The organism is Pseudomonas sp. MT3, assembly GCF_054720805.1.
This window is the reverse complement of sequence record NZ_JBTVPY010000001.1, coordinates 396,645-422,951: the sequence shown is the minus strand read 5'-3', so window position 1 is coordinate 422,951 and position 26,307 is coordinate 396,645. Positions and strand designations below refer to the sequence as shown.

General features: G+C 66.1%; 24 protein-coding genes and 2 pseudogenes. 12 read left to right on the top strand and 14 right to left on the bottom strand.

Annotated features, from left to right (window positions below):
- Positions 1-128: 128 nt before the first annotated feature.
- Positions 129-548, bottom strand: coding sequence for a group II truncated hemoglobin (locus tag ACYCAX_RS01840; protein WP_015477664.1), 420 nt, complete (start codon positions 546-548; stop codon positions 129-131).
- An 83-nt stretch (positions 549-631) separates the two neighbouring features.
- A complete protein-coding gene (locus tag ACYCAX_RS01835) occupies positions 632-886 on the bottom strand; it encodes a hypothetical protein (protein ID WP_294971741.1) in 255 nt (84 codons plus the stop codon).
- Between the two features lie 585 nt (positions 887-1,471).
- On the opposite strand from ACYCAX_RS01835, the gene ACYCAX_RS01830 reads away from it, so the two are divergent.
- A complete protein-coding gene (locus ACYCAX_RS01830) occupies positions 1,472-2,539 on the top strand; it encodes an MBL fold metallo-hydrolase (protein WP_460247311.1) in 1,068 nt (355 codons plus the stop codon).
- A 132-nt stretch (positions 2,540-2,671) separates the two neighbouring features.
- Here ACYCAX_RS01830 and ACYCAX_RS01825 read toward each other — a convergent pair.
- Positions 2,672-3,345, bottom strand: a pseudogene (locus ACYCAX_RS01825) (LysR family transcriptional regulator); the annotation flags it as partial.
- A 157-nt stretch (positions 3,346-3,502) separates the two neighbouring features.
- Positions 3,503-3,778: pseudogene (locus ACYCAX_RS01820) on the bottom strand (CadC-family transcriptional regulator); the annotation flags it as partial.
- On the opposite strand from ACYCAX_RS01820, the gene ACYCAX_RS01815 reads away from it, so the two are divergent.
- The 4 genes from ACYCAX_RS01815 (at position 3,778) to dctM (ending at position 7,380) form a co-directional block, all read left to right on the top strand.
- A complete protein-coding gene (locus tag ACYCAX_RS01815; RefSeq protein ID WP_460247316.1) occupies positions 3,778-4,179 on the top strand; it encodes a cupin domain-containing protein in 402 nt (133 codons plus the stop codon). The pseudogene ACYCAX_RS01820 and the gene ACYCAX_RS01815 overlap by 1 nt on opposite strands.
- A 206-nt stretch (positions 4,180-4,385) precedes the next feature.
- Complete coding sequence (gene dctP, locus ACYCAX_RS01810; protein WP_015477658.1) at positions 4,386-5,381, top strand: C4-dicarboxylate TRAP substrate-binding protein DctP; 996 nt, start codon at positions 4,386-4,388, stop codon at positions 5,379-5,381.
- Positions 5,382-5,452: 71 nt separating this feature from the next.
- Positions 5,453-6,100, top strand: a complete 648-nt coding sequence (locus ACYCAX_RS01805) for a TRAP transporter small permease (RefSeq protein WP_015477657.1) — start codon at positions 5,453-5,455, stop codon at positions 6,098-6,100.
- Positions 6,097-7,380, top strand: a complete 1,284-nt coding sequence (gene dctM / locus ACYCAX_RS01800; protein ID WP_460247310.1) for a C4-dicarboxylate TRAP transporter large permease protein DctM — start codon at positions 6,097-6,099, stop codon at positions 7,378-7,380. Before ACYCAX_RS01805 ends, dctM begins: the two co-directional genes overlap by 4 nt.
- Positions 7,381-7,429: 49 nt before the next feature.
- Here dctM and ACYCAX_RS01795 read toward each other — a convergent pair whose 3' ends face one another.
- The 8 genes from ACYCAX_RS01795 to ACYCAX_RS01760 all read right to left on the bottom strand — a co-directional run bounded on the left by ACYCAX_RS01795 (position 7,430) and on the right by ACYCAX_RS01760 (position 15,220).
- The gene (locus ACYCAX_RS01795) at positions 7,430-7,843 is read right to left on the bottom strand and encodes a DUF1850 domain-containing protein (protein WP_015477655.1); all 414 of its coding nucleotides are present in this window, start codon (positions 7,841-7,843) and stop codon (positions 7,430-7,432) included.
- Entirely contained in the window at positions 7,840-9,867 is a 2,028-nt protein-coding gene (locus tag ACYCAX_RS01790) for a TRAP transporter permease (RefSeq protein WP_015477654.1), read from the bottom strand. The genes ACYCAX_RS01795 and ACYCAX_RS01790 overlap by 4 nt, the downstream gene beginning before the upstream one ends.
- Before the next feature lie 51 nt (positions 9,868-9,918).
- On the bottom strand, positions 9,919-10,872 hold the full coding sequence (locus ACYCAX_RS01785) for a TAXI family TRAP transporter solute-binding subunit (RefSeq protein WP_460247309.1): 954 nt from the start codon (positions 10,870-10,872) through the stop codon (positions 9,919-9,921).
- Positions 10,873-11,173: 301 nt separating this feature from the next.
- Positions 11,174-11,680, bottom strand: coding sequence for a hypothetical protein (locus tag ACYCAX_RS01780; RefSeq protein ID WP_460247308.1), 507 nt, complete (start codon positions 11,678-11,680; stop codon positions 11,174-11,176).
- Between the two features lie 159 nt (positions 11,681-11,839).
- Positions 11,840-12,529, bottom strand: coding sequence for a GNAT family N-acetyltransferase (locus tag ACYCAX_RS01775; RefSeq protein ID WP_015477651.1), 690 nt, complete (start codon positions 12,527-12,529; stop codon positions 11,840-11,842).
- Between the two features lie 230 nt (positions 12,530-12,759).
- On the bottom strand, positions 12,760-13,518 hold the full coding sequence (locus tag ACYCAX_RS01770; protein WP_041712023.1) for a class I SAM-dependent methyltransferase: 759 nt from the start codon (positions 13,516-13,518) through the stop codon (positions 12,760-12,762).
- The gene (locus ACYCAX_RS01765) at positions 13,511-14,002 is read right to left on the bottom strand and encodes a MarR family winged helix-turn-helix transcriptional regulator (protein WP_015477649.1); all 492 of its coding nucleotides are present in this window, start codon (positions 14,000-14,002) and stop codon (positions 13,511-13,513) included. Before ACYCAX_RS01765 ends, ACYCAX_RS01770 begins: the two co-directional genes overlap by 8 nt.
- Positions 14,003-14,185: 183 nt before the next feature.
- Entirely contained in the window at positions 14,186-15,220 is a 1,035-nt protein-coding gene (locus ACYCAX_RS01760; RefSeq protein ID WP_460247307.1) for a helix-turn-helix domain-containing protein, read from the bottom strand.
- A gap of 272 nt (positions 15,221-15,492) precedes the next feature.
- Here ACYCAX_RS01760 and ACYCAX_RS01755 point away from each other — a divergent pair, with 272 nt between their 5' ends.
- On the top strand, positions 15,493-16,419 hold the full coding sequence (locus tag ACYCAX_RS01755; protein ID WP_294971710.1) for a LysR family transcriptional regulator: 927 nt from the start codon (positions 15,493-15,495) through the stop codon (positions 16,417-16,419).
- A gap of 70 nt (positions 16,420-16,489) precedes the next feature.
- Here ACYCAX_RS01755 and ACYCAX_RS01750 read toward each other — a convergent pair whose 3' ends face one another.
- Positions 16,490-17,422, bottom strand: coding sequence for a LysR family transcriptional regulator (locus ACYCAX_RS01750; protein WP_460247306.1), 933 nt, complete (start codon positions 17,420-17,422; stop codon positions 16,490-16,492).
- A 93-nt stretch (positions 17,423-17,515) separates the two neighbouring features.
- Here ACYCAX_RS01750 and ACYCAX_RS01745 point away from each other — a divergent pair, with 93 nt between their 5' ends.
- The 6 genes from ACYCAX_RS01745 to ACYCAX_RS01720 all read left to right on the top strand — a co-directional run bounded on the left by ACYCAX_RS01745 (position 17,516) and on the right by ACYCAX_RS01720 (position 25,394).
- Entirely contained in the window at positions 17,516-18,358 is an 843-nt protein-coding gene (locus tag ACYCAX_RS01745) for an AraC family transcriptional regulator ligand-binding domain-containing protein (protein WP_460247305.1), read from the top strand.
- Between the two features lie 84 nt (positions 18,359-18,442).
- A complete protein-coding gene (locus ACYCAX_RS01740) occupies positions 18,443-20,272 on the top strand; it encodes a DUF1302 domain-containing protein (protein ID WP_460247304.1) in 1,830 nt (609 codons plus the stop codon).
- 11 nt (positions 20,273-20,283) lie between these two features.
- Positions 20,284-21,621, top strand: a complete 1,338-nt coding sequence (locus tag ACYCAX_RS01735; protein ID WP_294971699.1) for a DUF1329 domain-containing protein — start codon at positions 20,284-20,286, stop codon at positions 21,619-21,621.
- Between the two features lie 259 nt (positions 21,622-21,880).
- Complete coding sequence (locus ACYCAX_RS01730; RefSeq protein ID WP_015477642.1) at positions 21,881-23,224, top strand: DUF1254 domain-containing protein; 1,344 nt, start codon at positions 21,881-21,883, stop codon at positions 23,222-23,224.
- Positions 23,225-23,227: 3 nt separating this feature from the next.
- Positions 23,228-24,634 carry a DUF1254 domain-containing protein gene (locus ACYCAX_RS01725; protein WP_460247303.1) on the top strand — a complete coding sequence of 469 codons (1,407 nt, stop codon included), beginning with the start codon at positions 23,228-23,230 and terminating at the stop codon, positions 24,632-24,634.
- Between the two features lie 238 nt (positions 24,635-24,872).
- Positions 24,873-25,394, top strand: coding sequence for a DinB family protein (locus tag ACYCAX_RS01720; RefSeq protein WP_460247302.1), 522 nt, complete (start codon positions 24,873-24,875; stop codon positions 25,392-25,394).
- Here the strand turns inward: ACYCAX_RS01720 and ACYCAX_RS01715 are convergent.
- Positions 25,391-26,302: a LysR family transcriptional regulator gene (locus tag ACYCAX_RS01715; protein WP_015477616.1), complete on the bottom strand. Its 912-nt coding sequence runs from the start codon at positions 26,300-26,302 to the stop codon at positions 25,391-25,393. The genes ACYCAX_RS01720 and ACYCAX_RS01715 overlap by 4 nt on opposite strands.
- Positions 26,303-26,307 lie beyond the last annotated feature (5 nt).

The window sequence follows — 26,307 nt, the reverse complement described above, 5'->3', positions numbered from 1 at the left end:
TCTGCCGGCGGCATCGGGTGGCAGCTACTTTTTCAACAGAATCGGCCGATTGCTGCCGGTCGCGGCGGGCAGATATCGGCCAGAAGGAACCTTGGATAGGTAAAGGCCGGGCAGGCGGCGGGGGTGGTTCAGCCGTGCCGAGCCCGGCTCGCCTGTACCACCCGGTGCGCCGGCACGCGCAGTTGCGTCAGCAGGTATTCGGCAAACTCCAGCGAGAAGGGTTGCAGGGCAATGGCGCGCTCCATGCAGCCCAGCCAGGCGGCGCCTAGGGCTTCGTCGATCGGCCATTGGGCGTGGAAGGACGGGATGGAGATGGAACCGTATTTTTCACTGAACAGCCTTGGGCCGCCCAGCCAGCCGCTGAGGAAGCAGGCCAGTTTGTCGCGAGACTGTTCCAGGTTTTCCGGGTGTATGCGGCGCAGGTCGGCGGCATCCGGCAGTTCGTCCATCAGCCGGTAGAAGTCGTCGACCAGGTGGCGCAGGCCGTCGATGCCGCCAGCGGCCTGGAAGGAGGCATCGCCTGTGCCGAAGGGGAGGGTGTTGCTCACGGACGGGGCTCGCTGAGGTTCGGGAACCACATCATACTCGGCGCGCCGGCGGATGATCAGTTGGTATGCTGAACAAGCGCCACTCAGTTACAAGAACAGCAGTCGTTGGAGTCGCTTCCATCGTACAGATAGGGGGCCAGGTCTTCCCTGGCTTCTTTCTCTAGCAAACCGACACTAACGTCGATTCCTGCCGCGCGAAGTATCGCAATGCCTGCACCCGCATTGCGCGGGTCAGGATCCAGCAAAGCAACGACAACCTGTCCGATAGGCAGATGGAGTTTCAGTTGCTTGACCGGAACAACGGCAGCCGCGATTTCTGGGTAGATCGCGGCTGTCACGACTGGCCTCGGAAGCGCTGGCTCAAGTTGATCGCATATCCAGCGCAAGGGGCAGGCCGGCAAACCCATCAGTGAGCGGGGCGAGGCACGGAACAAGCGCATAGCCAGCCCACGCGCTCGAGTCGAGCACGTCACCCGGCACCCGGGTGCCAGGGGTTGTACTCATCACTGCCTGGATCAGCTCTGATGTGTGTTTTAGAGGTGCCCTTTAGGATAATTGCTGAAGGGGAGCTGTCTTGTGCGAACGAATGATTCGGCCGGAGCCCGCCACGGAGCAGGTTTCGATTATCCAGGGCGAACCATGCTCACGGGTAGCCATCGACCCCATTGGTTGCAGTCGATGGCTGATTTTTACCTGGACGGTGGATGTCTCACCCGCGTCGCCCCGGTGCTGAATCTGGACGAGGTGGCGCACCCGCGCCTGCGGGTGCGCAGCGTATTCAGCCGTGAACAGGGTATCCTGCGGGCCAACCCGGCGCCGCGCTTTCCGCCCCGCCGGCCGCAGTGCACATGCCGAGGCCGTGCTGCGCGAGTGGGCGGCAGACCGGCCAGTCCAGTGCTGGACTTGAACGATAAGGAGAACGGATGAGCGGTACAACTGAACCCCTGGTGTATCCCTGCGGTGAGCCGCCCGCACCCGGCAGTGCGCGCGAAGTAGCGCCGGGGGTGTTCTGGCTGCGCATGCCGCTGCCATTGGCGCTGGACCATATCAACCTCTGGCTGGTCCGCGATGGTAGGGGCTGGGCGGCATTCGACAGCGGCATGCACGAGGCTGAAACCGAGGTCGCCTGGCGCCAGTTGGTGGGGGCGGGCGGCGTCCTCGAGGGTGTACCACCCGGGCGGCTGTTCGTCACCCACATGCACCCCGACCACGTGGGCATGGCCGGTTGGCTGCAGCGCGAGTTCGGCAGCGATCTCTGGATGACCCAGACGGAATACCTCAATTGCCGGATGCTGGCTGCCGACACTGGCCGCGAAGCGCCGGAGGAGGGAGTCAGTTTCTATCGCGCGGCCGGTTGGGAACATGAGGCGCTCGAGCGTTACCGGGAGCGCTTTGGCGGTTTCGGCCGGATGATCTCGCCGATGCCGCAGAGCTACCGGCGTGTGCAGGATGGCGAGTGGATACGGATCGGCGGGCAGGACTGGCAGGTGCTGGTAGGCACCGGACATTCGCCCGAGCACGCCTGTTTCTACAACCCGGAACAGGGCCTGCTGATTTCCGGTGACCAGGTGCTGCCGCGTATTTCGTCGAACGTCTCGGTGTTTCCCACCGAGCCGCTGGCCGATCCCCTGGGGGACTGGCTGCAGTCGCTGGAGCGTTTCCAGCGGCTGGTGCCGGACGATGTTCTGGTGCTGCCGGCCCACGGCGAACCTTTCCGTGGCCTGCATGCGCGCCTGCAGCGCATGGCCGACAGCCAATTGCGTGCGCTCTCGCGTCTCGAAGGGCGTCTGCAGCAGGGACCCAAACGTGCCGTCGACCTGTTCGGCGCGCTGTTCGCCCGCGCCATCGGGCCGGACCTGCTGTCGCTGGCTACCGGCGAATGCCTGGCCAATCTCAACTATCTGCTGCGACGTGGCCGGGCGGTGGTGGAGGCCGACTCCGATGGCGTGCACTGGTATCGGGCTCCGGCCCCGGCTCCGACGATGGCCTGACGCATTGCACGCCAGGGCGTGGATTCGCCAGCAGGGAACGGTGCGAGCCTGAGAAACGATCTCCGCGAAGGCCTCTTTTGCGCCTGCGCGGAGCCCGGCAGCGAGGTGATTGCTGAATTTTTCTCATCTACCTTCCAGTACGCGTTGCAGCCGTCCATCCTTCAGGGCGGGACGAACCAGATCCTCGAACACGTAGGCGAGCCCGCAACCTCTCACCGCCGCTTCGGCGGTAAGGCCCATGTCGTCGAGCGTCAGCGGACCGTCCACCTCCGTTTCGAGCTTGATCCCACTCCGTTCGAACTCCCAGCGGTAGTACGTGCCGCTGGGTAAGCGCAGGCGAATGCACGGCAGGTCGCGCAGGTACTGGGGATGTCGCGGCTTCGGGTGGGGTTCGAAGAACTCCGGCGCCGCCACCTCCGCCGAGCGCAGATGCGGGCCGATGGGCACTGCGACCATGTCCGCTTCCAGGGGCTCGCCGAAGCGCAAGCCCGCATCGAAGCCGCTGGACACTCCATTCACCAGCGCATTGTCGGCCACCACCTCGACGCGGATGTCCGGGTAGGCCGCCAGGAAGCGCCCGAGCAGCGGTAGCAGGACCATCTGTACCGTCGGCCGGCCGCATTGATGCGCAGGGTGCCTACAGGCTTGCCGCGAAAGCTGTTGAGGTCATCCAGCGTGTCGTCGATATCGCGGAATGCCGGCTGGATGCGCTCGCGCAGTCGCTCGCCGGCTTCGGTTAGCGCCACGCTGCGAGTGATGCGGTTGAACAGGCGCAGATCGAGACGCTCTTCCAGGCCCCGCAGCGCAGGTCGTCGCTGCTGATTTTCTTCATCGGAGGCTCGCTGCGGAATTGGCCGATGCAGTGGTAGCCGAGCGGGGAAGGAAGTGTCAAGCGGGAGGGCGACCGGACATGGCACGGCTCTTGTCATTCCGGCAAACCGGCCAGCCGCAACCCCTCGGCAAGCCGGTCAGGTGGGCGAGCGCATGCCCACTTCGAGTCAGGGCGACGGCGTCGTCCCGGCCGAGTTCCACCGCCAATCTCGCCAATCGCGTGCCCTTGGCGATTTCTCCGGGGGGATCGGTCATCCAGCCATTGAGTTTGCGCCAGAAATGGCACAAGGCGGCCATGCCATAGGCCGACGCGAACTCTTCGTCCAGCTCGATGGCTTTGTAGAACAGGGATAGCGCGTTCTCCACCGCCTCACGGGTGCCGTTATGCAGCTTCGCGGTTCCGTGCAATAGTCTTCGCCGCCACTATCCCGGCCCTGTCCATCACCTCTGTGTCGGCCGATGAGCGGCCGGTCAGCAAGATCTCCGTGGTTTTCGATCAGCCCTTGCCGAACGTGCCTGGCAAGAGCATGCGAGGCGTGATCGTCGACTATGCGCCGGGCGCGGCGTCACCTTCCCATCGGCATCCGAAGTCAGCCTTCATCTACGCAACGGTGCTGGAGGGGGAAGTGCGCAGCAGCGTCAATGGCTCGCCAGAGTGGACCTGCAAGGTCGAGGAATACTGGTATGAGGCGCCTGGCGCATTCCACGCCGTAAGCGCCAACGCCAGCGATACCAAACCCGCGCGACTGATGGCCGTGTTCGTCCTCGACAGCACGGAGACAGAGCTGGTCACTCCCAGCTCCAGGTGAGGGCCCTGTATCCCACGGCGCACGGCGGTATCTCCGTCGCGCGCCAGGGAGCATCCGGCGAGCGTCGCAGCTTCGAGCCGAAGAGATAGAAGATTCACAATCCAATCCCCCAATTCGCAGTTGCCACCTAGACTTCGTCTTGTTGCCTCGCTCGGGCCAAGCCTCGCTTGCCTGAGTTTGACCAAGAACAACAAGAGGATTCACCCATGTTCAACGCTGTCCTGAAAGCGCTCGCCTGTGCTCTCGCGCTGGGAGCTGCCGGCCTGGCCCATGCCGCCGATCCCATCGTGATCAAGTTCTCGCACGTAGTGGCCGAACATACCCCCAAGGGACAAGGCGCACTGCTGTTCAAGAAACTCGTCGAAGAACGCCTGCCCGGAAAGGTAAAGGTCGAGGTCTACCCCAACTCCTCGCTCTTCGGCGATGGCAAGGAAATGGAAGCTCTGCTGCTCGGTGACGTACAACTGATCGCCCCGTCCCTGGCCAAGTTCGAGCAGTACACCAAGCAACTGCAATTGTTCGATTTGCCGTTCCTGTTCAACGACATCCAGGCGGTGGACCGCTTCCAGCACAGCCCGGAAGGCCAGTCCCTGCTCAAGTCAATGGAGAGCAAGAACATCACCGGCCTGGGTTACTGGCACAACGGCATGAAACAGCTATCGGCGAACAAGCCCCTGCGCGAGCCCAAGGATGCCCGTGGCTTGAAATTCCGCGTGCAAGCCTCCGCCGTGCTTGAGGAACAGTTCAAGGCCGTACGCGCCAACCCGCGCAAGATGAGCTTCGCGGAGGTTTACCAGGGCCTGCAGACCGGCGTGGTCAACGGTGCCGAGAACCCTTGGTCGAACATCTATTCGCAAAAAATGCACGAGGTGCAGAAGTACATCACCGAGTCCAATCATGGCGTGCTCGACTACATGCTGATCACCAACACCAAGTTCTGGAATGGGCTGCCGCCTGACGTACGGACCGAACTGGAGAAAATCATCCAGGAAGTGACCAATGAGGTGAACAAGCAGGCCGAGGCCCTGAACCAGGGTGACAAGCAGCGCATCATCGAAGCCAAGACCAGCGAGATCATCGAGCTGACCCCCGAGCAGCGCAATGAGTGGCGTGAAGCTATGAAGCCGGTGTGGAAGAAGTTCGAAGCCGAGATCGGCCCCGACCTGATCAAGGCTGCCGAAGCCGCCAACCAGGCCCAGTAAGACGCTCGTTCGAGGGGGAGGTTTTCGCCCCCTCGACCCCACGACGTTTCTGCCATCGGGAGATGCCATCCATGAACGCCTTGTGGCGCGTCTGGGACCACTTCGAGGAAGGCTTCATCGCCTTCCTCCTGGCGGCCATGACGCTGGTGACCTTCGTCTACGTTGTCCTCAACAACCTCTACACCCTGTTCTACAACCTGGCCGATCGCTGGGAGGCCGCTAGCGACACGCTGTTTGCCATTGGCGATGCGATCCTTGCGATGGCTCAGGCCATGACCTGGAGCAACGCTCTGACCAAGGCGCTGTTTGCCTGGCTGATCTTCTTCGGCCTGGCCTATGGCGTGCGTACCGCCGGACACATCGGCGTCGACGCGCTGGTCAAGCTGGCTCCGCGTCACATCCAGCGGATCATCGGGGTGGTCGCCTGTCTTTGTAGCCTGGGCTACGCCGGCCTCATAGCGGTGGCGAGCTTCGAATGGATGCAGACCCTCTTCACTGCCGCCATCGGCGCCGAAGACCTCGGTCACTTCGGTGTGCAGCAGTGGCATATCGGCCTGATCCTGCCGCTGGGCTTCAGCCTGATGTTCATCCGCTTCGTCGAGATCCTCTGGCGCATCCTCAAGGGCCGGCAGACCGGCCTGGGCCTCGCGGATGAAGCTGCCGAGGTGCTGAAACTCACCGAGCAGGATGACGGTCCGCACAAGGAGGAGGGGAAATGACAGTCCTGTTCCTTTTCTTCCTGCTGTTCCTGCTGATGTTCATCGGTGTACCTATCGCCATCTCCCTTGGTCTGGCCGGTTCGATGACCATCATCCTGTTCAGCCCGGACTCGGTGCGTTCCCTGGCGATCAAGCTGTTCGAGACCTCCGAGCACTACACCTTGCTGGCGATCCCGTTCTTCCTGCTGGCGGGCGCTTTCATGACAACCGGCGGCGTGGCGCGGCGCCTGATCGACTTTGCCAACGCCTGCGTCGGCCACATCCGTGGTGGACTGGCGATCGCCGCCGTGCTGGCCTGCATGCTCTTCGCCGCGCTGTCCGGCTCCAGCCCGGCCACGGTTGCCGCCGTCGGCTCCATTGCCATCGCCGGCATGGTGCGCTCCGGTTACCCGCAGGCTTTCGGCGCAGGGATCGTCTGCAACGCCGGCACCCTGGGCATCCTGATCCCGCCGTCCATCGTGATGGTCGTCTATGCGGCCGCAACTGAAACCTCGGTAGGCAAACTGTTCATGGCGGGTGTAGTGCCAGGGATCATGCTGGGCATGGTGTTGATGGTGGCGATCTACGTGATCGCGGTGAAAAAGAACCTGCCCTCTCTGCCCCGGGCCACCTTCGGCGAATGGCTTACCGCCGGGCGCAAGGCCATCTGGGGTTTGCTGCTGATGCTGATCATTCTCGGGGGCATCTACTCAGGCATGTTCACCCCCACCGAGGCTGCCGCGGTGGCGGCGGTGTACTCGGCCTTCATCGCCCTGTTCGTCTACCGGGACATGAAGTTCAGCGAAGTGCCCAAGGTGCTGCTGGAGTCCGGCAAGCTGTCGATCATGCTGATGTTCATCATCGCCAACGCCATGCTCTTCGCCCATGTGCTGACCACCGAACAGCTGCCACAACAGATCACCGCCTGGGTGATCGACGCCGGCCTGACCCCTGTGACCTTCCTGCTGGTGGTGAATATTGTGCTGCTGATCGCCGGGGCCTTCATGGAGCCCTCGGCGATCATCCTGATCCTGGCGCCGATCCTCTTCCCCATCGCCACGAAACTGGGCATCGATCCCATCCATCTCGGCATCATCATGGTGGTCAACCTGGAGATCGGGCTGGTGACCCCGCCGGTGGGGCTTAACCTGTTCGTCACCTCCGCGGTGACCGGCATGCCGCTGACGGCGACTATCCGTGCGGCCATGCCCTGGCTGATGATCCTGCTGGCCTTCCTCGTCCTGGTTACCTACGTGCCCTGGATATCCCTCGTCCTGCCCAACTGGCTGGGCATGAATTGATTTCCCGTGCCGGGCTTCGTGTCCACTCCCGGCGGGTGGCAGTCTTTTGCTATGACCGAGGAGTGGTGCGTTCACCGGCGCCCGGATCGCACGCCCAGAAATCCACGGCCGGGGTCGCCGTCGTCGGAGGCCCCAGCCAGTGCGCCAGCGCCTGGCAGCCGTGTTCGGTGCACAACTGGTAGTCGCCGGCCTCGGGCGTGCGCCCGGCGTGCAGCGGTTGCAGTGGCGGCAACTGGCGCCGGTAGTGCCAGGCACCGTCGTGCAATACGGCGTCATCGGGTATCTCCATGCCGGCGCCGGTGCCGCGTACCCGCGCCTCGCCCAGTACCAGCCCGGCGGGCGTCACCTGGTAATCCTCCTCCCAGCGGATCTTCTCGATGCTGTGCTGCCAGGCGAGGGTGAAGTGCTGCAGCGGCAGGCTGGCCCAGACGACTCCGGCCAGCCCCAGGCACAACCCGGTCATGCTGGCTGCCCGGATGCCGCGCGATGGCGCCACAGGTGCCAGCCGACCAGTGCCGCGCCGAGGACGAAGCCCGCCTCGTCGCTGATCGGCACGGCGAGGATCAACAGCAGCCCGGCGGCGAACGCCAGAGCGCGTTCCCACCAGGGCATGGGCCCGCTGAAGTGACCGGTGGAGGCCATGCCCCAGAGCGCCACCGCGAAGATCGCCTTGACCAGCATGTAGAGGGTGGCAAGCCAGTTGTCGCCCTGCATCATCAGCGCCGGGTCATACACCGCCATGAAGGGTACGACGAAACCGGCCAGGGCGATGCGTACCGCCCAGAAGCTGATCTTCAGGCCTTTCTCCTGGGCGATGGGCGCGGCGGCGAAGCAGGCCAGGGCCACCGGCGGGGTGAGGTCGGCGAGGATGCCGAAATAGAACACGAACATGTGCGAGACGATCAGCGGCACGCCCAGCTCCAGCAGGGCTGGCGCTGCGATGGAGCTGGTGATGATGTAGTTGGGGATGGTCGGGATGCCCATGCCCAGCACCAGGCAGGTGAGCATGGTCAGCACCAGCGAGAGGAACAGGTTGTCGCGACCCAGGTCGAGGATGTAGCCGGCGAAGGTGGTGGCGATGCCGGTCAGCGAGATGACGCCGATGATCACCCCGACCAGGGTGCAGGCGATGCCCACCGGCACCGCGTGGCGCGCGCCCTCGGCCAGGGCCATGACGCAGGCGCGCAGGGTGGCGCGGCCGCCCCGGATGAAGAAGCAGGCCAGCGCCAGGGCGGCGATGACCAGCAGGATCACGCCGATGCCCAGGCGGAAAAAGCCTGAGCAGAGCACCCCCAGCGCCACCCAGAAGGCGACGCGCAGCCAGGTGTTGCTGGCGCGCAGGATGATTGCCGAGCCGAGAATCACGATTGCCGTCAGGGCCAGGCCGACCATGCCCGAGTACAACGGGGTGCGCCCGGAGAACAGCAGGGCGATCAGCACCAGCAGCGGGATCAGCAGGAACCAGCGCTGGCGCAGCGCGCCCCAGGCGCTGGGGCATTGCTCGCGCGGCAGGCCGTGCAACTGGCTGCGCCGCGCCTCCAGGTGGACCATCCAGTACACCGAACCGAAGTAGAGCAGCGCCGGGATCAGCGCCGCCTTGGCCACCTCGGCGTAGGGCACGTTGATGGTCTCGGCCATGATGAAGGCCACAGCGCCCATCACCGGCGGCATGATCTGGCTGCCCATGCTGGAGGTGGCCTCGACACCCCCGGCGAAGGCCGGCGAATAGCCGAAGCGCTTCATCAGCGGGATGGTGAACTGCCCGGTGGTGACCACATTCGCCACCCCGGAGCCGGTGATGGTGCCCATCAGCGCCGAGGAGAACACCGAAACCTTGGCCGGACCGCCGCTGCGGTGGCCGAACAGGCCCATGGCGAAGTCGGTGAACAGGCGGATCATCCCGGCCTGTTCGAGGAACGCGCCGAACAGGATGAACAGGTAGATGTAGGTGGCCGAGACGTAGGTAGGCGTGCCGTACAGCCCCTCGGTGCCGAACGACAGCTGGTTGACCAGTTGGTCGACGCCGTAGCCCCGATGCGCCAGGTCACCCGGCAGGTACTGGCCGAACAGCCCATAGGCGAGGAACAGGGCGCAGATGATCGGCAGGGCGATTCCCATGACGCGCCGCGCGGCCTCGAACACCAGCACGATCAGCACCAGGCCGATGAGCATGTCGCCGTGGGTCAGTTCGCCGGAGCGCTGGATCAGGTCGGCCTCGAAGATCCACTGGTAGGCCGCCGTGGCCATGCCCGCCAGGCCCAGCAGCCAGGCCAGTGGCTGCCAGGGACGCTCGTAGCCGCGGGCGGGGTAGCACAGGTACACCACCAGCAGCAGGAAGCCCACGTGTATGGAACGCTGGACCTGGGTGGAAATCAGCGGGAAGGCCGCGGTGGCGACCTGGAAGATCGAGAAGGCCAGGGCGACGGCGAACAGGCTGGCGGGCCAGCGCTCTGTGTCGGCGTGCAGGCCGTGCGCGGTATCTGTCATGCGAGGGTCTCCTGCGGTGGCCGGCCCCGGGGCGCGGGGCCGGCCCATGACTCAGGGAAGCAGACCTTTTTCCTTGTAGAAGCGCTCGGCGCCGGGGTGCAGGGGGATGGGCAGGTTCTTCGTCGCCTTGTCCAGGCTGATGTCCTTGGCCGCCGCATGGGCGGTAATCAGACGCGGCAGGTTGTCGAACAGCTGCTTGGTCATCTGGTAGGCCAACTCGTCGCTGACGCCCTTGCGGGTCACCAGAATGTTGACGATGGCGGCGGTGGGCACGTCGGCGTCCTGGCCGTCATAGGTCCCGGCCGGGATGGTCGCGGGCAGGTAGGCGTTGTTGCCGATCTTCGCCACCACCTCGGCGGGGATCGCCACGAAGCTCACCGGCATGGTCGAGGCCAGGTCGCGGATCGATGCCTGGCCCAGGCCCGAGGACTGCAGGGTGGCGTCGAGCTGGCGGTTCTTGATCAGTTCCACCGATTCGGCGAAGGGCAGGTATTCGATCTTGCCCATGTCCTCATAACTCAGCCCGGCGGCCTTGAAGATGGCGCGGGCGTTCAGCTCGGTGCCGGACTTGGGCGCGCCGACGGAGATGCGCTTGCCCTTGAGGTCCGCCAGGGACTTGATCCCCGATTCCTTGCTCGCGACGATCTGGATGTAGTTGGGGTAGGTGCCGGCGATGGCGCGCAGCTTCTTCAGCGGCGCCTTGAAGCCGGCATCAGCCTCACCCTTCCAGGCGTCGGACACCGAATCGCCGAGGGCGAAGGCCAGTTCGCCACGGTCGGCTTGCAGCAGGTTGAGATTTTCCACCGAGGCCTTGGTAGCTTGTACCGAAGTCTTGCTGCCCTCGATGCCGTGACTATAGATCTGCGACAGGCCAACGCCCACCGGGTAGTACACCCCGCTGGTGCCGCCAGTGAGAATGTTGATGAAGGTGGGGGCAGCCTGGGCAGTGGCGCAGACGGCAAGGAGGGCGGCGCCGGCCAGCGCCAGGCGGGTACGTCGGATCATGGCTCGGTCTCCAGGTTCTTGTTCTTGTGCCTGAAAGGTTAACCCTAGATCGCCTGGGCCGGACCTGCCCGTTTTTTAGTCGAGAATCTAAGAGGTCGCGACGGCGTTGAAGCTCAGATTCTGTTCAGCGCAGCCTCGTTGAGGATCTACCGTGCCAGGGCGGGCGCGCAGCTCCAGCGTGGGCTCGATGACACGCACGACAGAGCGGTTCCGCGCAGTCCCTGGAAGCGCTGGCGTATCACGAAAGGCAGGGGCGGCTTCCGCTGCAGGGCCCTCGAGTATCATGCGAGGCCCCTGCAATTCATGCTGCCGGTGCCTTGCCAAAGAGCGCGGCATACATCCCGTCCAGGGTCGAAAAGGACGAGAACTCACCGCGCCGGATTTCACGGATGTTTGGACGCTCGCCCTTTTGACCGGCCTGGTTGGCCTTGGTGTGCCTGGCCACCTTTGCAGTCTCCAGGCTGGGGAGGGGCTTTCCAGGTTCGCCGCCGAAGTACAGGAATGGCCCCAAGGCGAGGGTCTGTTCGTCGAAATAGATCCACACCATGCATCCCGATGGCTTGTCGCCGAGGCGAACATGCAGCTTCTGCCTGGCGGTGCTGGAGCCAATGAACGACGCTTTGAGCTGTACGTGGCGAATTACGCCGTGTGCCTCGAGGATGAGGTCATAGCCGGCGTTGTCGACCTCGGGCTTGGCCACTTCCAGATCACACCGATCCAGGCGCCAGGACTCTTTCAGTAGCTCGCCGACGAAGAGGTGTTCTACCAGCTTTTCGCGGTAGGAAGAGTGTTCGGAGTGCTTGCTCATCGTTATCCGGGGCAGAAGTCCATTCGAGCGGCCAGTCTAGCCTTTGGCCGGGATCGAGTCAGAGGTGAATCGGCCCGCTGCTCCTTGACGCCCGACGTGGACTTCTGTGCCGGACGCGGACGCTCAACGCAGGAAAAGGAAATCCGTCCCCTGTGGTCGTCAGTGAATCGTAGGGAAACGCTCTTCCACCACTGCCTGAGCCTGGCGGGCCATCTGGTCGAGCAGGCGATCGCGTTTGTTCTCGGCCTCGCGCATGGCCTTCCTGCCGTGCTGCTGCACCAGGTAGGCGTGGATCTGCCGCACTTCCTTGGACTGGTAGATCGGGGCCAGGTCCTGCACCGCGACCATGCCGTCCGAGCGGTGATCGCGGGTGTTCAGCAGCACGTGTGGTCCCTGCGCCGCCAGTACCTGAAATCCCATCGACTCGAAGATCGCGACCTTGCCTGCCGCGCAGGCCAGCTCGGCGTGGGGCCGGCTCTCGACCATTTGCTGCAACAGAGCCCGGGCAATACCGCGACGGCGGTGGCTGGCCTTGACGGCCACATAGGCCAGCGTGCAGGCCTCGCTATCGTCCTGGCTCGGCAGGTACAGGGCAAATCCCAGCACCTGGGAGGGCTCTTCATCATCAAGGGCCAGGATCAACCGCGCGTGACTGTCCCGGGAGCCATTCATGGCCTGCAGATAGAGGTGCACCTCGTAGCCAATCACGTACTGGTACAACTGGTAGAGCGGATTGCTGGGCGTCAGCGACACCGGGCTGATATCGCTGAAGTAGTCCACCACCATTTGTAGAACCTGACTCTTCAGGGATTCGGGCGGCGGTGTATCCAGGTTGACAAGGGTGAACATCTGAAGCTGGCTCCGGGCGTGCCCGATCCGGGGAATCGGCGCTGGCGCGATTGTAACCCCGGCGAGCGTCGAGTGTTCCCGTCGCGCTCGCGGGGAAGGGCCCAGCCGGTCGCATCATCATTCCCCGACTCTCGCTAGTCGTTGTTGCTAAAGCAATGTGTGCCGGTTAGCCACGGCCAGGGTTTCGCGGTGGGACAGTCCGACGGTGAGCGGTAACGGCTGGCGAGGGCTCATAGGCGTCCGATCCTCATGTTGATGGGCCAACTGACGGGGTGCCGGGTGGCGGGGTCTCCCCAGCGTTCGGCCAACTCGGCGGCGAACCGCCGCAGCAGGTCTTCGCGTCCGGCTTCCCTGGCGCTGCGCACTGCCGACCAGGTAGAGACGTAGCCGAGGAACTCCTCCAGGTTCCACTCCAGGCGGATGGCTATTTCCGGGCCTTTGAGTTCGTCGAAGGGGAAGTCGATGGTCGCGTAGCCGCTGTCCACCAGCGCGCGTTCGGCAGGCCAGTAAGGGCCGATCTCCTGCCAGTAGAATGGCTCGAAGCGAGCGCCCAGCGCGCCTTCCAGGCGCAGTACGGCGTAACTGATCAGCGCGAGGATCGCATGGGGTTTCGCCACCCGGCGCACTTCGGCGTAGAACCTGGGCAGGTCGAACCAGTGCGCGGCCTGCGCGGCGGTGATCAGGCTGGCGCTGCGGCTGAGCAGGGGAAGGTCTTCCGCCTGGGCGCAGCCGTAGCTGATGTTTTCCCGTGGCGCCGTGTGGGTGATCTGATCCAGGCTGGGATCGAACCCGACCACCGCGCTGAAGTGTTCGGCCAGTTGGCGGGTCAGTTGGCCGCTGCCGCAGCCGACGTCGACCGCGAGCAGCCGGTCGGGAGCCAGCGAGGCCAGATAGGCCGCGAGTTCCGCCGGGTATTCGGGGCGGAAGCGCGCGTAGGCCTGTCCGCCCTGGTCGAACCAGTTCCTCAATTTCATGTCCGGACTATTCATGGCTTGGGACTCCCGCGTCGAGGCCGTGTATGACGTTGCTCAGGCGCTGCGAGAAGCCCTGCCTTTCGAGGGCTTTCGCGGTGTCTTCAAGTACGCGGCGCAATGGGTGGCCGATCTCGTTTTCGAGCTGCTCGATGGCTTCGAAGGTCGCGGCCCAGTGCGAGTTGAGTGTGCTCACCAAGCGCTTTCCGGCGGGCGTCAGCTGGATGACGCTCTTGCGGCCATCGTCGCCACGCTGTCGGGAAATGACGCCGTCAGCTTCCATCTGGCCGACGGTCTGGCTGATGGCGCCCTGGGTCAGGTGGGTACGGGCGGTGATTTCAGTGACCGTTTGCGCGCCCGACCGGATGGCGCGCAGCACCGGGGTATAGCGCGCTCGATAGTTCAGGCCCATCTGCTGGTAACGCTCTTCGGCGCCGAGCTCCACCAGCTCTGACACATAGCGCAGCAGCTCGCCCAGCCCGGGTTCGTTCTTTCTGTTCATCGTGCGTCTCCAACCGCTGGCAGCAAATTACATTAGCGCTAATGTAATTTGCAAGCCGACCTGTGTACGGCGTGGCGCCATTGCGGGAATCGGCGAGTGCCCGGTCCGACGGCCGTTCGCCTCAGGTCGAGCCGAGTGGGTGAAGAGGGGATCGAGCGTCCGCGCCAGGCCGAGATGGATGCGTCAGCGCGGCAGGGCGTTGCGCCAGGCGCCAGGGCTGGTGCCATACCAGCGGGTGAACGCCCGGGAGAAACTCTGCAGGTCGCCATAGCCGAGCTGGTCGGTTATCTCCGACAATGACAGCGCAGGGTTTTCCAGCAGGTCCATCGCCCTGTAGCGGCGCTGTTCGTCGAGCAGTTCGCTGTAGCGCCAGCCATGTCCCAGCAGCCGCCGCGCGGCGGTGCGCTCGGTCAGATGGTGCGTTTCGCAGAAGGACTGGAAGCTGGCGCCCTGCGGCATGGACCACGCGATGTAGTCGGCGGCCTCGTCCAGCAGGGTTCTCTGCGTCTGCCCGCGCGCTTGTTCCACTATCCCGACCAGGGTTGCTTCCAGCTCCGGGTTGGGGGGCGACAAGGGGCGGCGGTAGACCTCCGGCCGCAGCCGTATGACGACGTCGGTGTCATGCGCGCGCCAGTGCACCGGTGTGCGCAACGCCTGCGTGTACGGCGCGGGGTCCGAAGGCCCGCTGCCGGGGAGATCGATGCCCAGCAGCGGGTCCTGGAGGATGCCGCTGGCCAACAGTTTGCGCCTCAGCAGGCTGCAGACGCCGACCACCGTGTACTCGCGACTCTGCCGGCCGGACAGCAGGGCTCCGCGCTCGGACAGCACCAGCGCGATGCTGTCGCCCTGCGCGCGCAACTCGGCACGCAGCGAGCCGTTGAAGTAAGGGAAGTACTCGGCGAAATAAGTGCAGGCCGACTCCAGGGTCGGCGCGACATCGAACAGATAGGTCAGCCCGTTGGTCAGGGTGGAGACGAAGCGCTTGCCGGCGAACAGTCCGATGGCGGCGTCGCCGCTGGCCGCTTCGGCCAGGTCCCAGAATCGCCGCGAGAGGAAGAGCGGCACACGCACCAGCGGCATGCGCAGCTCCAGCAAGGTCCGGCGAAAACAGGCCTCCAGTTCCTCTCCAGCGACACCGCGGGACAGCAACTCTTCCATCGCCGGCAGCAGCGTCGGTGCATAGAAGGCGTTGGACACGGAGGAAGCGAGAGGACTCATTTCGAACGGAAGCTCCGCAGGGCAGGCGGGATGACCTTACGCATTCCGTCCGGCACCGACAAGCCGCGCCGGGCGACCGCTTCCGGTTCCGAGGTTGCCGTTCGCCAGGTCGCGTCAGGCCGGCGCCCGCCGTTGTCCGGGACGTCCTGGCACGAGGCCTCTTGTCGGCCGGCGGCACGGATGATCGGAAATTGTCCTTTCCGGCTGGGGCGGCGACGCGCGTCGTTCCCTAGCATCGGCGACCCGTTTCAGCGTATGCCGCGGTACCCGCCATGCTCGACCTCCGCCAACTGGACCTCAACCTGCTGCTGGCCTTCGACGCCATCTATCACCAGCGCAGCATCACCCGCGCCGCCGAGGTCATGGGCCTGACCCAGCCGGCGATGAGCAACGCCCTGCGTCGCCTGCGCCAGCTCTGCGACGACCCGCTGTTCGTCAAGACCCACCTGGGCGTGGCGCCGACGCTGGTGGCACACCGGCTTTCCGGCTCGATCCGCGAGGCCCTGGAGAGCCTGCGTGAAGCCCTCGGCCATACGCCCGCCGCCCACGGCCAACCGGCTGCGCGGGTCCTGCGCGTCAGTTGTCCGGAGGCCTTCCAGCCGACGCTGCTGGAGGCGTTGCTGGAAAACCCGGACGCCGACTGGCAGCCGCGTTTCTACCAGAGCCGCCGGCGTGAGGCGCTGCAGGAGCTCACCAGTGGCAAGCTCGACCTGCTGATCGACATCGACCAGCCGCTGTCCCGCCAGAGCGGCCTGCGCAAGGTGCCATTGCTGGGCGACCATTACGTGTTCGCCCACGGCGAGGCGCTCGCGCAGCCGCCGCGTACGCGGGAGGAGTACCTGAGGGTGCCGCAGATCCAGCTGTCCCAGCGCCGCGACGGGCTGGCGCCGATCGATCTGGAGCTGGGCCTGCGCGGACAGCGCCGGAACATCGCCCTGACGTTGCAGAGCGCCCTGGCGGCGCGCCTGGTCGCCGACCAGCGCCCGTACGGCCTGACCCTGCCCAGCCGCGTCGCCGGGCTCCTCGGGTTGCGTCAGAGCCCGCTGCCGCTGGAGCTGTCGGTACGTATCGAGCTGTGCCTGTATGTGGAGGACCGCTACCGCTTCGAGCAGGCGATGGAGCGAGCGATCCGCCAGGTGCAACGGGCATTTGCCGGCGGCCGGACCTTGTCACCGCAGCACGTGGGGGCACAGGGGTAGCGGTCAATCGCGGCTGCCGTTGGTACGGGGGTTCGCGGCTGTTCCGCCGTTCGCTGCGCACCGGCGATCGTCAGCCGGTGCTGTCCAGGCCGCGCGGCAGGCGTTCGTCCGCCGCCAGGATCGTCTCGATCATCGCCTGTGCCGCCGGTGACAGCCCGTAGTCGGCGCGGCTGACGATGCCGTAATGCAGGCGCAGTTCGGGGCGGTCCTGGGGAACATCGGCGATGCTCAGCAAGGCGACCTCGCCGCGCTGCACGGGCGCGTGCAGCGCCTCCACCGCCGCCAGGCCCACCGCGTCGGAACGCGCGACGATGTGCAGGATGGCGGCGAACTGTGCGCACTCGATGTTCATGTGGAAGTCGCGCTCGCCGATCACCTCGGCCAGCACCTTGCGCAGCGGCGGCGGGATGCGCGTGCCCACGCGCGGGTAGTCGAGCAGGTCGGTCAGCTTCAGTGTCCGTCGCGCCGCCAGCGGGTGGCCGTGGCGGCAGAAGAAGCGACCGGGGCGGAGCTCCAGCCAGCGCACCCGGTAATCCGGGTCGCCGGCGAAATTGCGGGCGTCGCCGATGAAGAACTCCACCTGTTCTTCCTTGAGCAACTGGGTCATCTGCTCCCAGTCGCCCATCAGGAAGCCGACGTCGATGGCCGGGTGTGCGCGGATGAAATCGGCCATCGCCTCGGGCACCAGCAGTTGCGCGGGGTAGGGGCCGCAGCCGAAGCGCAGCTCGCCGGCGTTGAGGCCGTTGAACTGTTCCAGTTCGTTGCGCAGCGAGCGGGTACCGGCGAGTAGCCGGCGAGCGTGCTGCAACACCAGCCCGCCCTGGCCGGTGAGACGGAACTCGCGACTCTGGCGGTCCACCAGCTCGCAGTCCAGGTCGCGTTCCAGCGACTGGATGCTGCGACTCAGCGCCGACTGGCTGAGGCCGATGGCGTCGGCGGCGCGCTGGAAGTTCTGGTGGTCGGCGAGGGCGATCAGGTGGCGGAGCTGTCTGAGTTCCATCATGCATCCAATGCATAGAAGTGCTGAGTTAAATGAATTTGATGGATAGCAGAAGGAGCTGGTCTAGTAAACCCGTTTGCCGGAGGGAAATCCGCCATGTCGCCGCTACTTTTCGCATCCAGTGCCTTTGCCAGCACCATCCTGCTGCATGCCGCTCGCCTCGGACTGAGCGCCGCCGAGCTGCGCCTGCGGGCCGGCATCGCCGAGGCGCAGCTGGAGGACCATCGCGCCTGCATTCCCGCCGAGCAGGTGGAGCGGCTGTGGCGCGAGTGCGAGCGCGCCAGCGGCAATCCGCGCTTTGGTTGCGAGCTGGTCAATGGCATGGCGACCCACTGCCTGCAAGGGCTCAATATCCTGCTGGATTCGGCACCGGACCTGGGTGCCAGCCTCGCGGCCTTCTGCGAGCACCTGCCGAGCGTGACCAACTGCGTGGAGGCGCGGTTGCTCGACGAAGGGACGGTGACGCGCCTGGGCCTGCGGCTGATGCGTGACGACCTGCACCACTTCGGCCTCGACGCCGCCGTGCTGACGCTGATCCGCAATATCGCCCGGCGCATTGCCCAGCCGGCGGCGACCTTCATCGAAGCGGGCATCGCGCCACACCAGCACTGCGGCGAGACGCTGGCTGGCTGGGGCGTGCCCTGGCGTGTCGCGCCATCGCCGTTCCTGCTGCTGCCCACGGCGTTGCTGGCCACGCCGCTGCCGGGCGCCAACGAGTTCCTCTACCACAGCCTGCGCCAGCAATGGTGTGGCGCGCGGAATGCCGGGGAGGGCGATGGCCTGAGCCTGGCGCGCATCTGGCTGCGCGCCTCCGACCAGCCCATCGAGCGCATCGCCGAGCGCATCGGCTATCGCCAGAGCGGCAACTTCATTCGCGCCTTCCGCAAGCGCTTCGGCGTCACGCCCAAGCAGTTCCGCCTGGGCCAGTGCCAGGCATGATCGAAATTTGTCGTTCCCGGCTTGTGGTCGCCATGCGCGCTGCCGTCAAGGTTGGCCCGCGGTACAACCCATCCGGAGCCCATAATGACAAGAATCCATCCGGCCCTCGCCCCCCGTGTGTCCAGGGGGCGACGCCAGCACTGCACTGCCCGACCGCTTCTGCTCGCCCTGGCGGTCGCTGGCGCCTTGCCGGCGCACGCCACCACCTTCAAGTTGAACGACGACTGGAGCCTGTCGACCAAGACCACCTTGAGCCTGGGCGCCAGCTGGTCGGCGCAGGACCCCGACCGCCATCTGATGACCCACGCCAACGCGATGCAGGCCCAGCACATCGGCAACGCCGACGGCACCAGCATCAGCGCCGACGACAACCGCCTGAACTTCAAGAAGGGCGACCCCATCTCGCAGATGTTCAAGGGCCTCACCGACTTCAGCCTGGACGGCCAGGGGCAGGGTGCCTTCGTCCGCTTCAAGTACTGGTACGACCACGCCTACGAGACCGGCGACGGCCGCTTCAAGGACTTCGATGACGACGGCTGGCCGACCCTGGCGCGCTTCCACGGTTTCGATACGCTCGACGCCTACGTCTGGAAGGACTTCGACGTCGACGAACATCCGCTGAACCTGAAGCTCGGCAAGCAGGTGCTGTCCTGGGGTGAGGCGATCCTGATCCAGAACGGCATCAACGTGATCAACCCGCTGGACTACAGCGCCTTCAACAAGCCCGGCGTGGACATCAAGGAAGGCCAACTGCCGGTGGAGATGCTCTCGTTCAACCTCGGCCTGACCGACAAGGTCAACCTCGAAGGCTTCTACCAGTACAACTGGCGCCCCAGCGTACTGGACGGCTGCGGCACCTTCTTCGCCTCCAGCGACGCCATTCAGCCCGGCTGCGGCCCGCTGTACCTGAGCCAGGTGCAGACCGACGCGCAGATGCAGGCCAGCGGCCTGTACGTGGCCCACGGCGCCGACCAGGACCCGTCCGATCAGGGCCAGTGGGGCGTCGCCCTGCGCACGCTGATCAGCTCGCTGAATGACGCCGAGGCGGCCTTCTACTACGTGAACTATCACGCGCGCCTGCCGTACCTGGCGCTCACCGCGCGGGATGTCAGCAAACCCGGCAGCTTCCCGCTCGGTCGCGTACAGGGGCCGGTTTATGCGGCGGCGTTCCCGGAGAACATCAACCTCTACGGCCTGAGCATCAACGGTGCGCTGCCCGGCTGGGGCACCTCGCTGGCGGCGGAGCTGAGCTACCGGCCGAACATGCCGGTGGCGCTCAACGGACCGGACATGAACGTGGCGATGATCAGCGGTCCTGGTGGCAGTTCGTCGATCACCGACGTGTCGGCCAACGCCTCCACCACCGGCCAGACCCTGGACGGCTGGGAGCGCAAGCCGGTGTGGCAGATGACCGCCTCGGCCACCCAGATCATCGACCATGTGCTCGGCGCCACGCGCCTGACCTTGCTGGGCGAGGCCGGCGTGGTGCACGTGGGCGATGTCGGCGACGAGCGCCTGGGGCGCAACTCCGCCTTCGGCCGCAGCGCGCCGCTCAATGGTTCGAAATGCAACACCGTGGCCAGCGGCGTGACCAACCGCTACTGCACCGACGATGGCTTCACCACGCCCTGGTCCTGGGGCTATCGCCTGCGCGCCGGCCTGGAATACAGCGACGTGCTGCCGGGGGTGAACATGCTGCCCAGCCTGAACTTCCGCCACGACGTGGAGGGCTACTCCTACGATCCGGGCGGTCCGTTCCAGGAAGGGCAGATGGCCGCCGGCCTGTCGCTGGCCTTCAACTACCTGAACGATTACAGCCTGGAGTTCGGCTACAACAGCTTCTTCGGCTCCAACACGTACAGCACGCTCGACGACCGCGACTTCTACAGCGTCAGCGCCAAGGTCGACTTCTGAGGAACCGCCCCATGCAACTTGCGAAAATCTCCGCCCTGGCACTGGCCTTGGGCCTGGCGTTCTGCGCCCACGCCGACACCGTGGCCGATCTCGGCAACCGCCTGACCCCGGTCGGCGCCGAGAAGGCCGGCAACGCCGACGGCAGCATCCCCGCCTGGGACGGCGGCCTGAAACCCGACGCCGGGCAGGTCGACGCCAAGGGTGGCTATGCCGATCCCTACGCCGCCGAAAAGCCGCTGTTCACCATCACCCCGGCCAACGCCGGGCAGTACAGCCAGTGGCTCAGCCCCGGCGAGCAGGCGATGCTCAAGCGTTATCCGAACACCTACAAGATCAATGTCTACCCCAGCCACCGCAGCGCGCGGCTGCCCGAGGAGATCAATGCCGCGACCCGCGACAATGCCAGCAAGGCCAAGCTCGCCGACGGCGGCAACGGCGTGCTGAACTACCAGCGTGGCGTGCCCTTCCCGCTGCCGAAGGAGGGTGTCGAGGCGATCTGGAACCATATCACCCGCTACCGCGGCGGCAGTATCGAGCGCACCTTCAGCTCGGCCAACGTGAAGGAGAACGGCGTCTACAGCCTGGTCCGCTCGCAGACCGACATGAACTACGCCGAGACCGTCGACGACCTGCCGCAGGGCGCCAACCTGCTGTACCTGTTCAAGACCCGCGTGCTGGCGCCGGCGCGGCTGTCCGGCGAGGCGGTGCTGACCCACGAGCCGATGGACCAGGTGGCCGAGCCGCGCGCGGCCTGGCAGTACATCCCCGGCCAGCGCCGGGTGCGCCGCGCCCCGCTGGTCGCCTACGACAACAGCGCGCGCTACAGCGACGGCATGATCACCGCCGATAGCCTCGACGGCTTCAACGGCGCGCCGGATCGCTATGACTGGAAGCTGGTGGGCAAGCAGGAGCTGTTCGTGCCCTACAACAGCTTCCGCCTGTACGACCGCTCGGTGAAGTACGCCGACATCCTCACGACCGGCCATATCAACCCCGACCTCGCACGCTTCGAGAAGCACCGCGTGTGGGTCGTGGAAGCGACCCTCAAGCCCGGCGCGCGCCACGTCTACAGCAAGCGCCGCTACTACCTCGACGAGGACAGCTGGAACATCCTCCTCGGCGAGCTGTACGACAGCCGTGGCGAGCTGTGGCGCAACTACCAGTCCCACGCCATGCCGTACTACGACAAGCAATTCACCTTCGAAGCCCTGGCCGCGGCCTATGACCTGATCAGCGGGCGCTACTTCGTCAACGGCCTGATGAACGAGGAGAGCACCGGCCTGAAGACCGGGCAGCACGCGAAGATGAGCGACTACACGCCATCCGACCTGCGTCGCTGGGCCAAGTAGATCTCTGCTCCTTCCCCGGCCGGACGTGGCCGGGGCTCCTGCGCCATCCCCCGCGTCATGGGGATGGCATTTTTTACAAGGCATGCCAGCCGGCATGCGCTCAACGCCGGACTGGGTGGTCCTCCGGCGCCGTGATCGTTTTTTGTCCGCTGGCGCTAACCCCCGGTGCCGCCGCGTAGCGCACTCTGGCCGGACATCGGGTTCCGGCGTTCGCCTGGCCGGCCCATGCCATTCCAACAAGAACAACGAGGAACACCCCATGCGCCACTGGCTGCCTGCATTCGCCCTGCTTCCCCTGTTCGCCGGCCACGCCTGGGCGGCTGCGCCGAGTCCGCAGCAGGCCCGCGAGCTGGCCGAACAGGCCTACCTGTTCGCCTACGCCACCGCCGAACACGGCAAGACCCTGCAGGCCATCGCCGCCAAGCTGCCGGTCAACCACCTGTACAACCGCACCACGCTGCTCGGCCCGGAAGACCGCACCGTGGTTTCGCCGAACAACGACACGCTCTATTCCTACGCCTTGCTCGACCTGCGCGAGCACCCGGTGGTCCTCGACGTGCCGGCGGTGCCCCGGCGTTACTACAGCTTCCAGCTGATTGACATGCGCACCGACAATCTCGACTACATCGGCACCCGCGCCACCGGCCGCGCCGCCGGCAGTTTCCTGATCGCCGGCCCCGACTGGGACGGCAAGCAGCCCGAGGGCTTCCAGGGCAAGGTGATCCGCTCGCCCAGCCGCATCCTGTTCCTGCTCGGCCGCACCGCCGTGGATGGCGAAGCCGACCTGGCCGCCGCCAAGGCGGTGATGGAGGGCTACACGCTGCGCAGCACCCAGCCGACCCTGCTGCCGCACAAGATGGACGTGCCGCCCTACCAGCCGACCAAGCAGGGGCCGGCGCAGAACGTCTTCGTCGATTTCAACGCGCTGTCCACCTGGCACGCCTGGAACCCGCAGGAGCGGGAGCGCCTGGCGCGGTTCGCGCAGATCGGCGTGGGCACCGGCAAACCCTTCGACCCCGCGCAACTGCCGGCGGATATCGCCCAGGCCGTGGCCGAGGGGGCGGAGGAGGGCCGCAACAAGGTACTCGCCGCCACCGAAGGTTTCTCCAAACCGAGCAATGGCTGGCAGACATTCCCGACCAATGTCGGCCATTACGGCAGCGATGACCTGACCCGCGCGGCGGTGGCCTGGAAGTACCTCTACGCCAACGACGCGGTAGAGGCCATGTACCCGGTCACCCGTGTCGATGCCGGCGGCCAGGTGCTGGACGGCGGACGGGCATACCGCCTGCGCTTCGCCCCCGGCCAACTGCCGCCGGTGGACGCCTTCTGGTCGGTGACCCTGTACGACGGCAAGACCCAGATGCTCGCGGCCAACCCGCTCAACCGCTACACGCTCAACAGCGAAGGCGGGCTGAAGAAGGACGCCGATGGCGGCCTGACCCTGACCATCCAGCACGCCCAGCCAACCCATACCGACAACTGGCTGCCGGCGCCCCGGGGGCCGTTCAACCTGATCCTGCGCATGTACCTGCCGCAGGCCAGCGCGCTCAAGGGCGACTACCAGCCGCCGGCCGTACAGCCGGTCGCCAGCCAGGAGTAAACCATGAATCCACTTCTGACCCGCCGCCGTTTCCTCGGCGCCAGCGGTGCGCTTGGCTTCGGCCTGGGCTGTGTGCCGAACTGGCTTCTGGCCGCTCCCGCCGAACTGGAAAGCGATCCGGCCGTGTTCCGGGACATCGTTCGCCAGGCCTGGATCTACGCCTACCCGATGCTGATGCATTACCAGACGATGCAAAAGCAGGCACTCGATCCACGGGGGCCGGAGTACGTCGGCGGCTTCGGCGTGTTCCGCCACTACAGCGAGCTGTTCACCCCGAAGAACCGCGACGTGGTGACGCCCAACAACGACACCCTGTACTCCTGGGCCTGGCTCGACCTGCGTGCCGAGCCCTGGGTGCTCAGCGTGCCGGCGGTGGCCGACGACCGCTACTACGTACACCAACTGGTTGACCAGTACACCTTCAACTTCGGCTATGTCGGCGTGCTCGCCACCGGCCGCGAGGCCGGCGACTACCTGGTTGCCGGGCCCGACTGGAAGGGCGAGGCGCCGGCCGGTATCCGCCAGGTGCTGCGCAGCGAAACGCAGATCGCCATGATCCTGGGCCGCACCGGTCTGCGCAGCGCCGCCGACCTGCCGGCGGTGCGCGAGCTCCAGCAGCAATACCGGCTGCGCCCCCTGCATGCGTTCAGCGGCACTCCGGCGCCCGCTGCCGCCCCCGTCGTCAACTGGCTGCCCTGGGAAATGCCGCGTGACCTGGGCGCCGGCTTCATCCCACACCTCAACCGGATTCTCGCCTTCTGTCCGACGGACCCGAGCGAGGTCGAGCTGCGCCAGCGTTTCGCCCGTGTCGGCATCGGCGCAGGCCTGGCGTTCGACCCGGCGGCGCTCGGCCCGGCTCAACGCCAGGCGCTGGCCGCCGGCATCCAGCAGGGCGTGGCCGAGCTGAAGGCCAAGGGCGCCACGCTGCGCTCCTCCGCCGGCCTGTTCGGCACCCGTGCTGCCATGCACAACGACTACCTGAGCCGAGCGGCCGCGGCGGCCAGCGGCATTTATGGCAACAGCGTGGAGGAGGCCATCTACCTGGGCAGCCGCATCGACAGTGCGAAGCAGCCGCTGCAGGGTGGCCAGCGCTACCGGCTGCGCTTCGCTCCGGGGCAACTGCCGCCGGCCAGGGAGTTCTGGTCGCTGACCCTCTACGACCTGCCGGATCGCCAACTGGTGGACAACCCCATCCAGCGCTATTGCCTGAGCAGCCGCGATCCGCTGGTGCGCGATGCCGATGGCGGCGTGACGCTCTACATCCAGGCCGACGCGCCTGGCAAGGCGGAGCAGGCGAACTGGCTGCCTTCGACGCGGCAGGGGCCGTTCAACCTGATCCTGCGGATCTACGGACCGCAGCGGCAGGTGGTGAGCGGGGAGTGGGCGATGCCGGGGATCGAGCGGGTCTGAGTGGCGCGGACCGTACCCGCTGGACGGCGGCAGGTCGCCGTCGCCGTCGGCTTTGCGACCATCGGGGCGGGCCGCTCTGTCGCGCGGTGTGGCGTATCCGCTCGGAGAGGAGATGTCGCTCCCAGGCATGTCGCGTCGGCGAGCGTGCCGGGGGATGGTCTATATCCAATAGGTTCTTCCGGGCGCGCCCCGGAAGGAGCCATTGGGACTCCCACCCACCCCGCCAGGAGGATTACCCGTGATCAACCTTGCCACGGCCAGGCTGCTGGCCCACTACAAGCGTTGGGCCGACCAGGCGCTCTTCGCCAGCCTGGCCACGCTGGCGCCCGAGGAACTCGACCGACAGCGCGCCGGCCCGATGAAGAGCATGATCGCCACGCTCAATCACATCCATGTGGTGGACCGCATCTGGCAGGCCCACCTGCAGCACCGCGAGCACGGATTCACCTCGCGCCAGGCGCTGCCCTACCCGGAGCTTGCCGACCTGTGGCGGGCGCAGCAGGAGGTGAACGACTGGTTCGTCGACTGGAGCGCCGGGCAGACGGAAGCCACGCTGGAGATGCCCATCGATTTCGCCTTCGTTTCCGGCGACCGCGGCACCCTGAGCGCCGGCGCCATGCTGCTGCACGTGGTCAACCACGGGACCTACCACCGTGGCTGGCTGGTGCAGATGTACTTCGAGATCCCCGCCATGCCGCCCATGACCGACCTGTCGGTGTACCTCACCGAGGCCAATCCGGCGCCGGTCGCCAACTGCTAGGCCTCCGGCCTGGCCATGTGCTCGACGATCTTGCTGCGCAGCCAGCGCTCGGCGGGGTCGTTGTCGGTGACTTCACCCCAGACCATCGACAGCTCCGAGGTGACGATGGGGAAGGGCGGGTCATCGGCGCGCAACTGGCTGCCCTCGACCAGCGCCGCCGCCGCGTAGTCCGGGACGCAGGCGAGCAACTCGGTGCCCGGCAGGATCGAGCGCAGGCCGCTGAACTGCGGCACCGCCAGCATCACCCGGCGGGTGCGGCCGACACGGGCGAGATCGTTGTCGATGTTGCCGCACAGGTCGCCGGAGAACGACACCAGCGCGTGGGGGCGCTCACTGAAATCGTCCAGGCTGAGAGGGCCGGGGCGGTCGTCGCCGCGCAATACCTTGACCGTCATGTCGCGCAGCCCGCGGCGCTTGGCATTCGCCGGCAGCTCGGTGGTGTAGCTGACGCCGACGGAGATTTCGCCCGAGGCCAGCATCGCCGACATCAGCAGGAAGTTGACCCGGCGCACTACCACGACCACGTCCGGCGCTTCCTCGCGGATCTGCTTGAGCAGCGCCGGGAACAGGCCGAACTCGGCGTCGTCGGACAGGCCGATGCGGAAGGTGTCGCGGTTGGTCGCCGGGTCGAACTCCCGGGCGCGGCTGACGGCGCTGGAGATGGTGTCCATCGCCGGCTGCAGTTCGCGCAGGATCGCCAGGGCGCGCAGGGTGGGCTCGTAGCCCTTGCCGTTGCGCACCAGCAGCGGGTCGTCGAAGAGGTCGCGCAGGCGCGCCAGCGCGGCGCTGACGGCCGGCTGGCCGAGGAAGAGCTTCTCCGCGGCGCGCGTCAGGTTCCTCTCGAACATCAGCGTCTCGAAGATCACCAGCAGGTTCATGTCGACGCGGCGCAGCTCGTTACGGTTCATGCCGG

Excerpts from the sequence above, each read along its gene's own strand:
- ACYCAX_RS01830 (WP_460247311.1), top strand. The coding sequence starts at position 1,472 with ATGAGCGGTACAACTGAACCCCTGGTGTATCCCTGCGGTGAGCCGCCC.
- dctP (WP_015477658.1), top strand. The coding sequence starts at position 4,386 with ATGTTCAACGCTGTCCTGAAAGCGCTCGCCTGTGCTCTCGCGCTGGGA.
- ACYCAX_RS01805 (WP_015477657.1), top strand. The coding sequence starts at position 5,453 with ATGAACGCCTTGTGGCGCGTCTGGGACCACTTCGAGGAAGGCTTCATC.
- dctM (WP_460247310.1), top strand. The coding sequence starts at position 6,097 with ATGACAGTCCTGTTCCTTTTCTTCCTGCTGTTCCTGCTGATGTTCATC.
- ACYCAX_RS01795 (WP_015477655.1), bottom strand. The coding sequence starts at position 7,843 with ATGACCGGGTTGTGCCTGGGGCTGGCCGGAGTCGTCTGGGCCAGCCTG.
- ACYCAX_RS01790 (WP_015477654.1), bottom strand. The coding sequence starts at position 9,867 with ATGACAGATACCGCGCACGGCCTGCACGCCGACACAGAGCGCTGGCCC.
- ACYCAX_RS01785 (WP_460247309.1), bottom strand. The coding sequence starts at position 10,872 with ATGATCCGACGTACCCGCCTGGCGCTGGCCGGCGCCGCCCTCCTTGCC.
- ACYCAX_RS01780 (WP_460247308.1), bottom strand. The coding sequence starts at position 11,680 with ATGAGCAAGCACTCCGAACACTCTTCCTACCGCGAAAAGCTGGTAGAA.
- ACYCAX_RS01775 (WP_015477651.1), bottom strand. The coding sequence starts at position 12,529 with ATGTTCACCCTTGTCAACCTGGATACACCGCCGCCCGAATCCCTGAAG.
- ACYCAX_RS01770 (WP_041712023.1), bottom strand. The coding sequence starts at position 13,518 with ATGAATAGTCCGGACATGAAATTGAGGAACTGGTTCGACCAGGGCGGA.
- ACYCAX_RS01765 (WP_015477649.1), bottom strand. The coding sequence starts at position 14,002 with ATGAACAGAAAGAACGAACCCGGGCTGGGCGAGCTGCTGCGCTATGTG.
- ACYCAX_RS01760 (WP_460247307.1), bottom strand. The coding sequence starts at position 15,220 with ATGAGTCCTCTCGCTTCCTCCGTGTCCAACGCCTTCTATGCACCGACG.
- ACYCAX_RS01755 (WP_294971710.1), top strand. The coding sequence starts at position 15,493 with ATGCTCGACCTCCGCCAACTGGACCTCAACCTGCTGCTGGCCTTCGAC.
- ACYCAX_RS01750 (WP_460247306.1), bottom strand. The coding sequence starts at position 17,422 with ATGATGGAACTCAGACAGCTCCGCCACCTGATCGCCCTCGCCGACCAC.
- ACYCAX_RS01745 (WP_460247305.1), top strand. The coding sequence starts at position 17,516 with ATGTCGCCGCTACTTTTCGCATCCAGTGCCTTTGCCAGCACCATCCTG.
- ACYCAX_RS01740 (WP_460247304.1), top strand. The coding sequence starts at position 18,443 with ATGACAAGAATCCATCCGGCCCTCGCCCCCCGTGTGTCCAGGGGGCGA.
- ACYCAX_RS01735 (WP_294971699.1), top strand. The coding sequence starts at position 20,284 with ATGCAACTTGCGAAAATCTCCGCCCTGGCACTGGCCTTGGGCCTGGCG.
- ACYCAX_RS01730 (WP_015477642.1), top strand. The coding sequence starts at position 21,881 with ATGCGCCACTGGCTGCCTGCATTCGCCCTGCTTCCCCTGTTCGCCGGC.
- ACYCAX_RS01725 (WP_460247303.1), top strand. The coding sequence starts at position 23,228 with ATGAATCCACTTCTGACCCGCCGCCGTTTCCTCGGCGCCAGCGGTGCG.
- ACYCAX_RS01715 (WP_015477616.1), bottom strand. The coding sequence starts at position 26,302 with ATGAACCGTAACGAGCTGCGCCGCGTCGACATGAACCTGCTGGTGATC.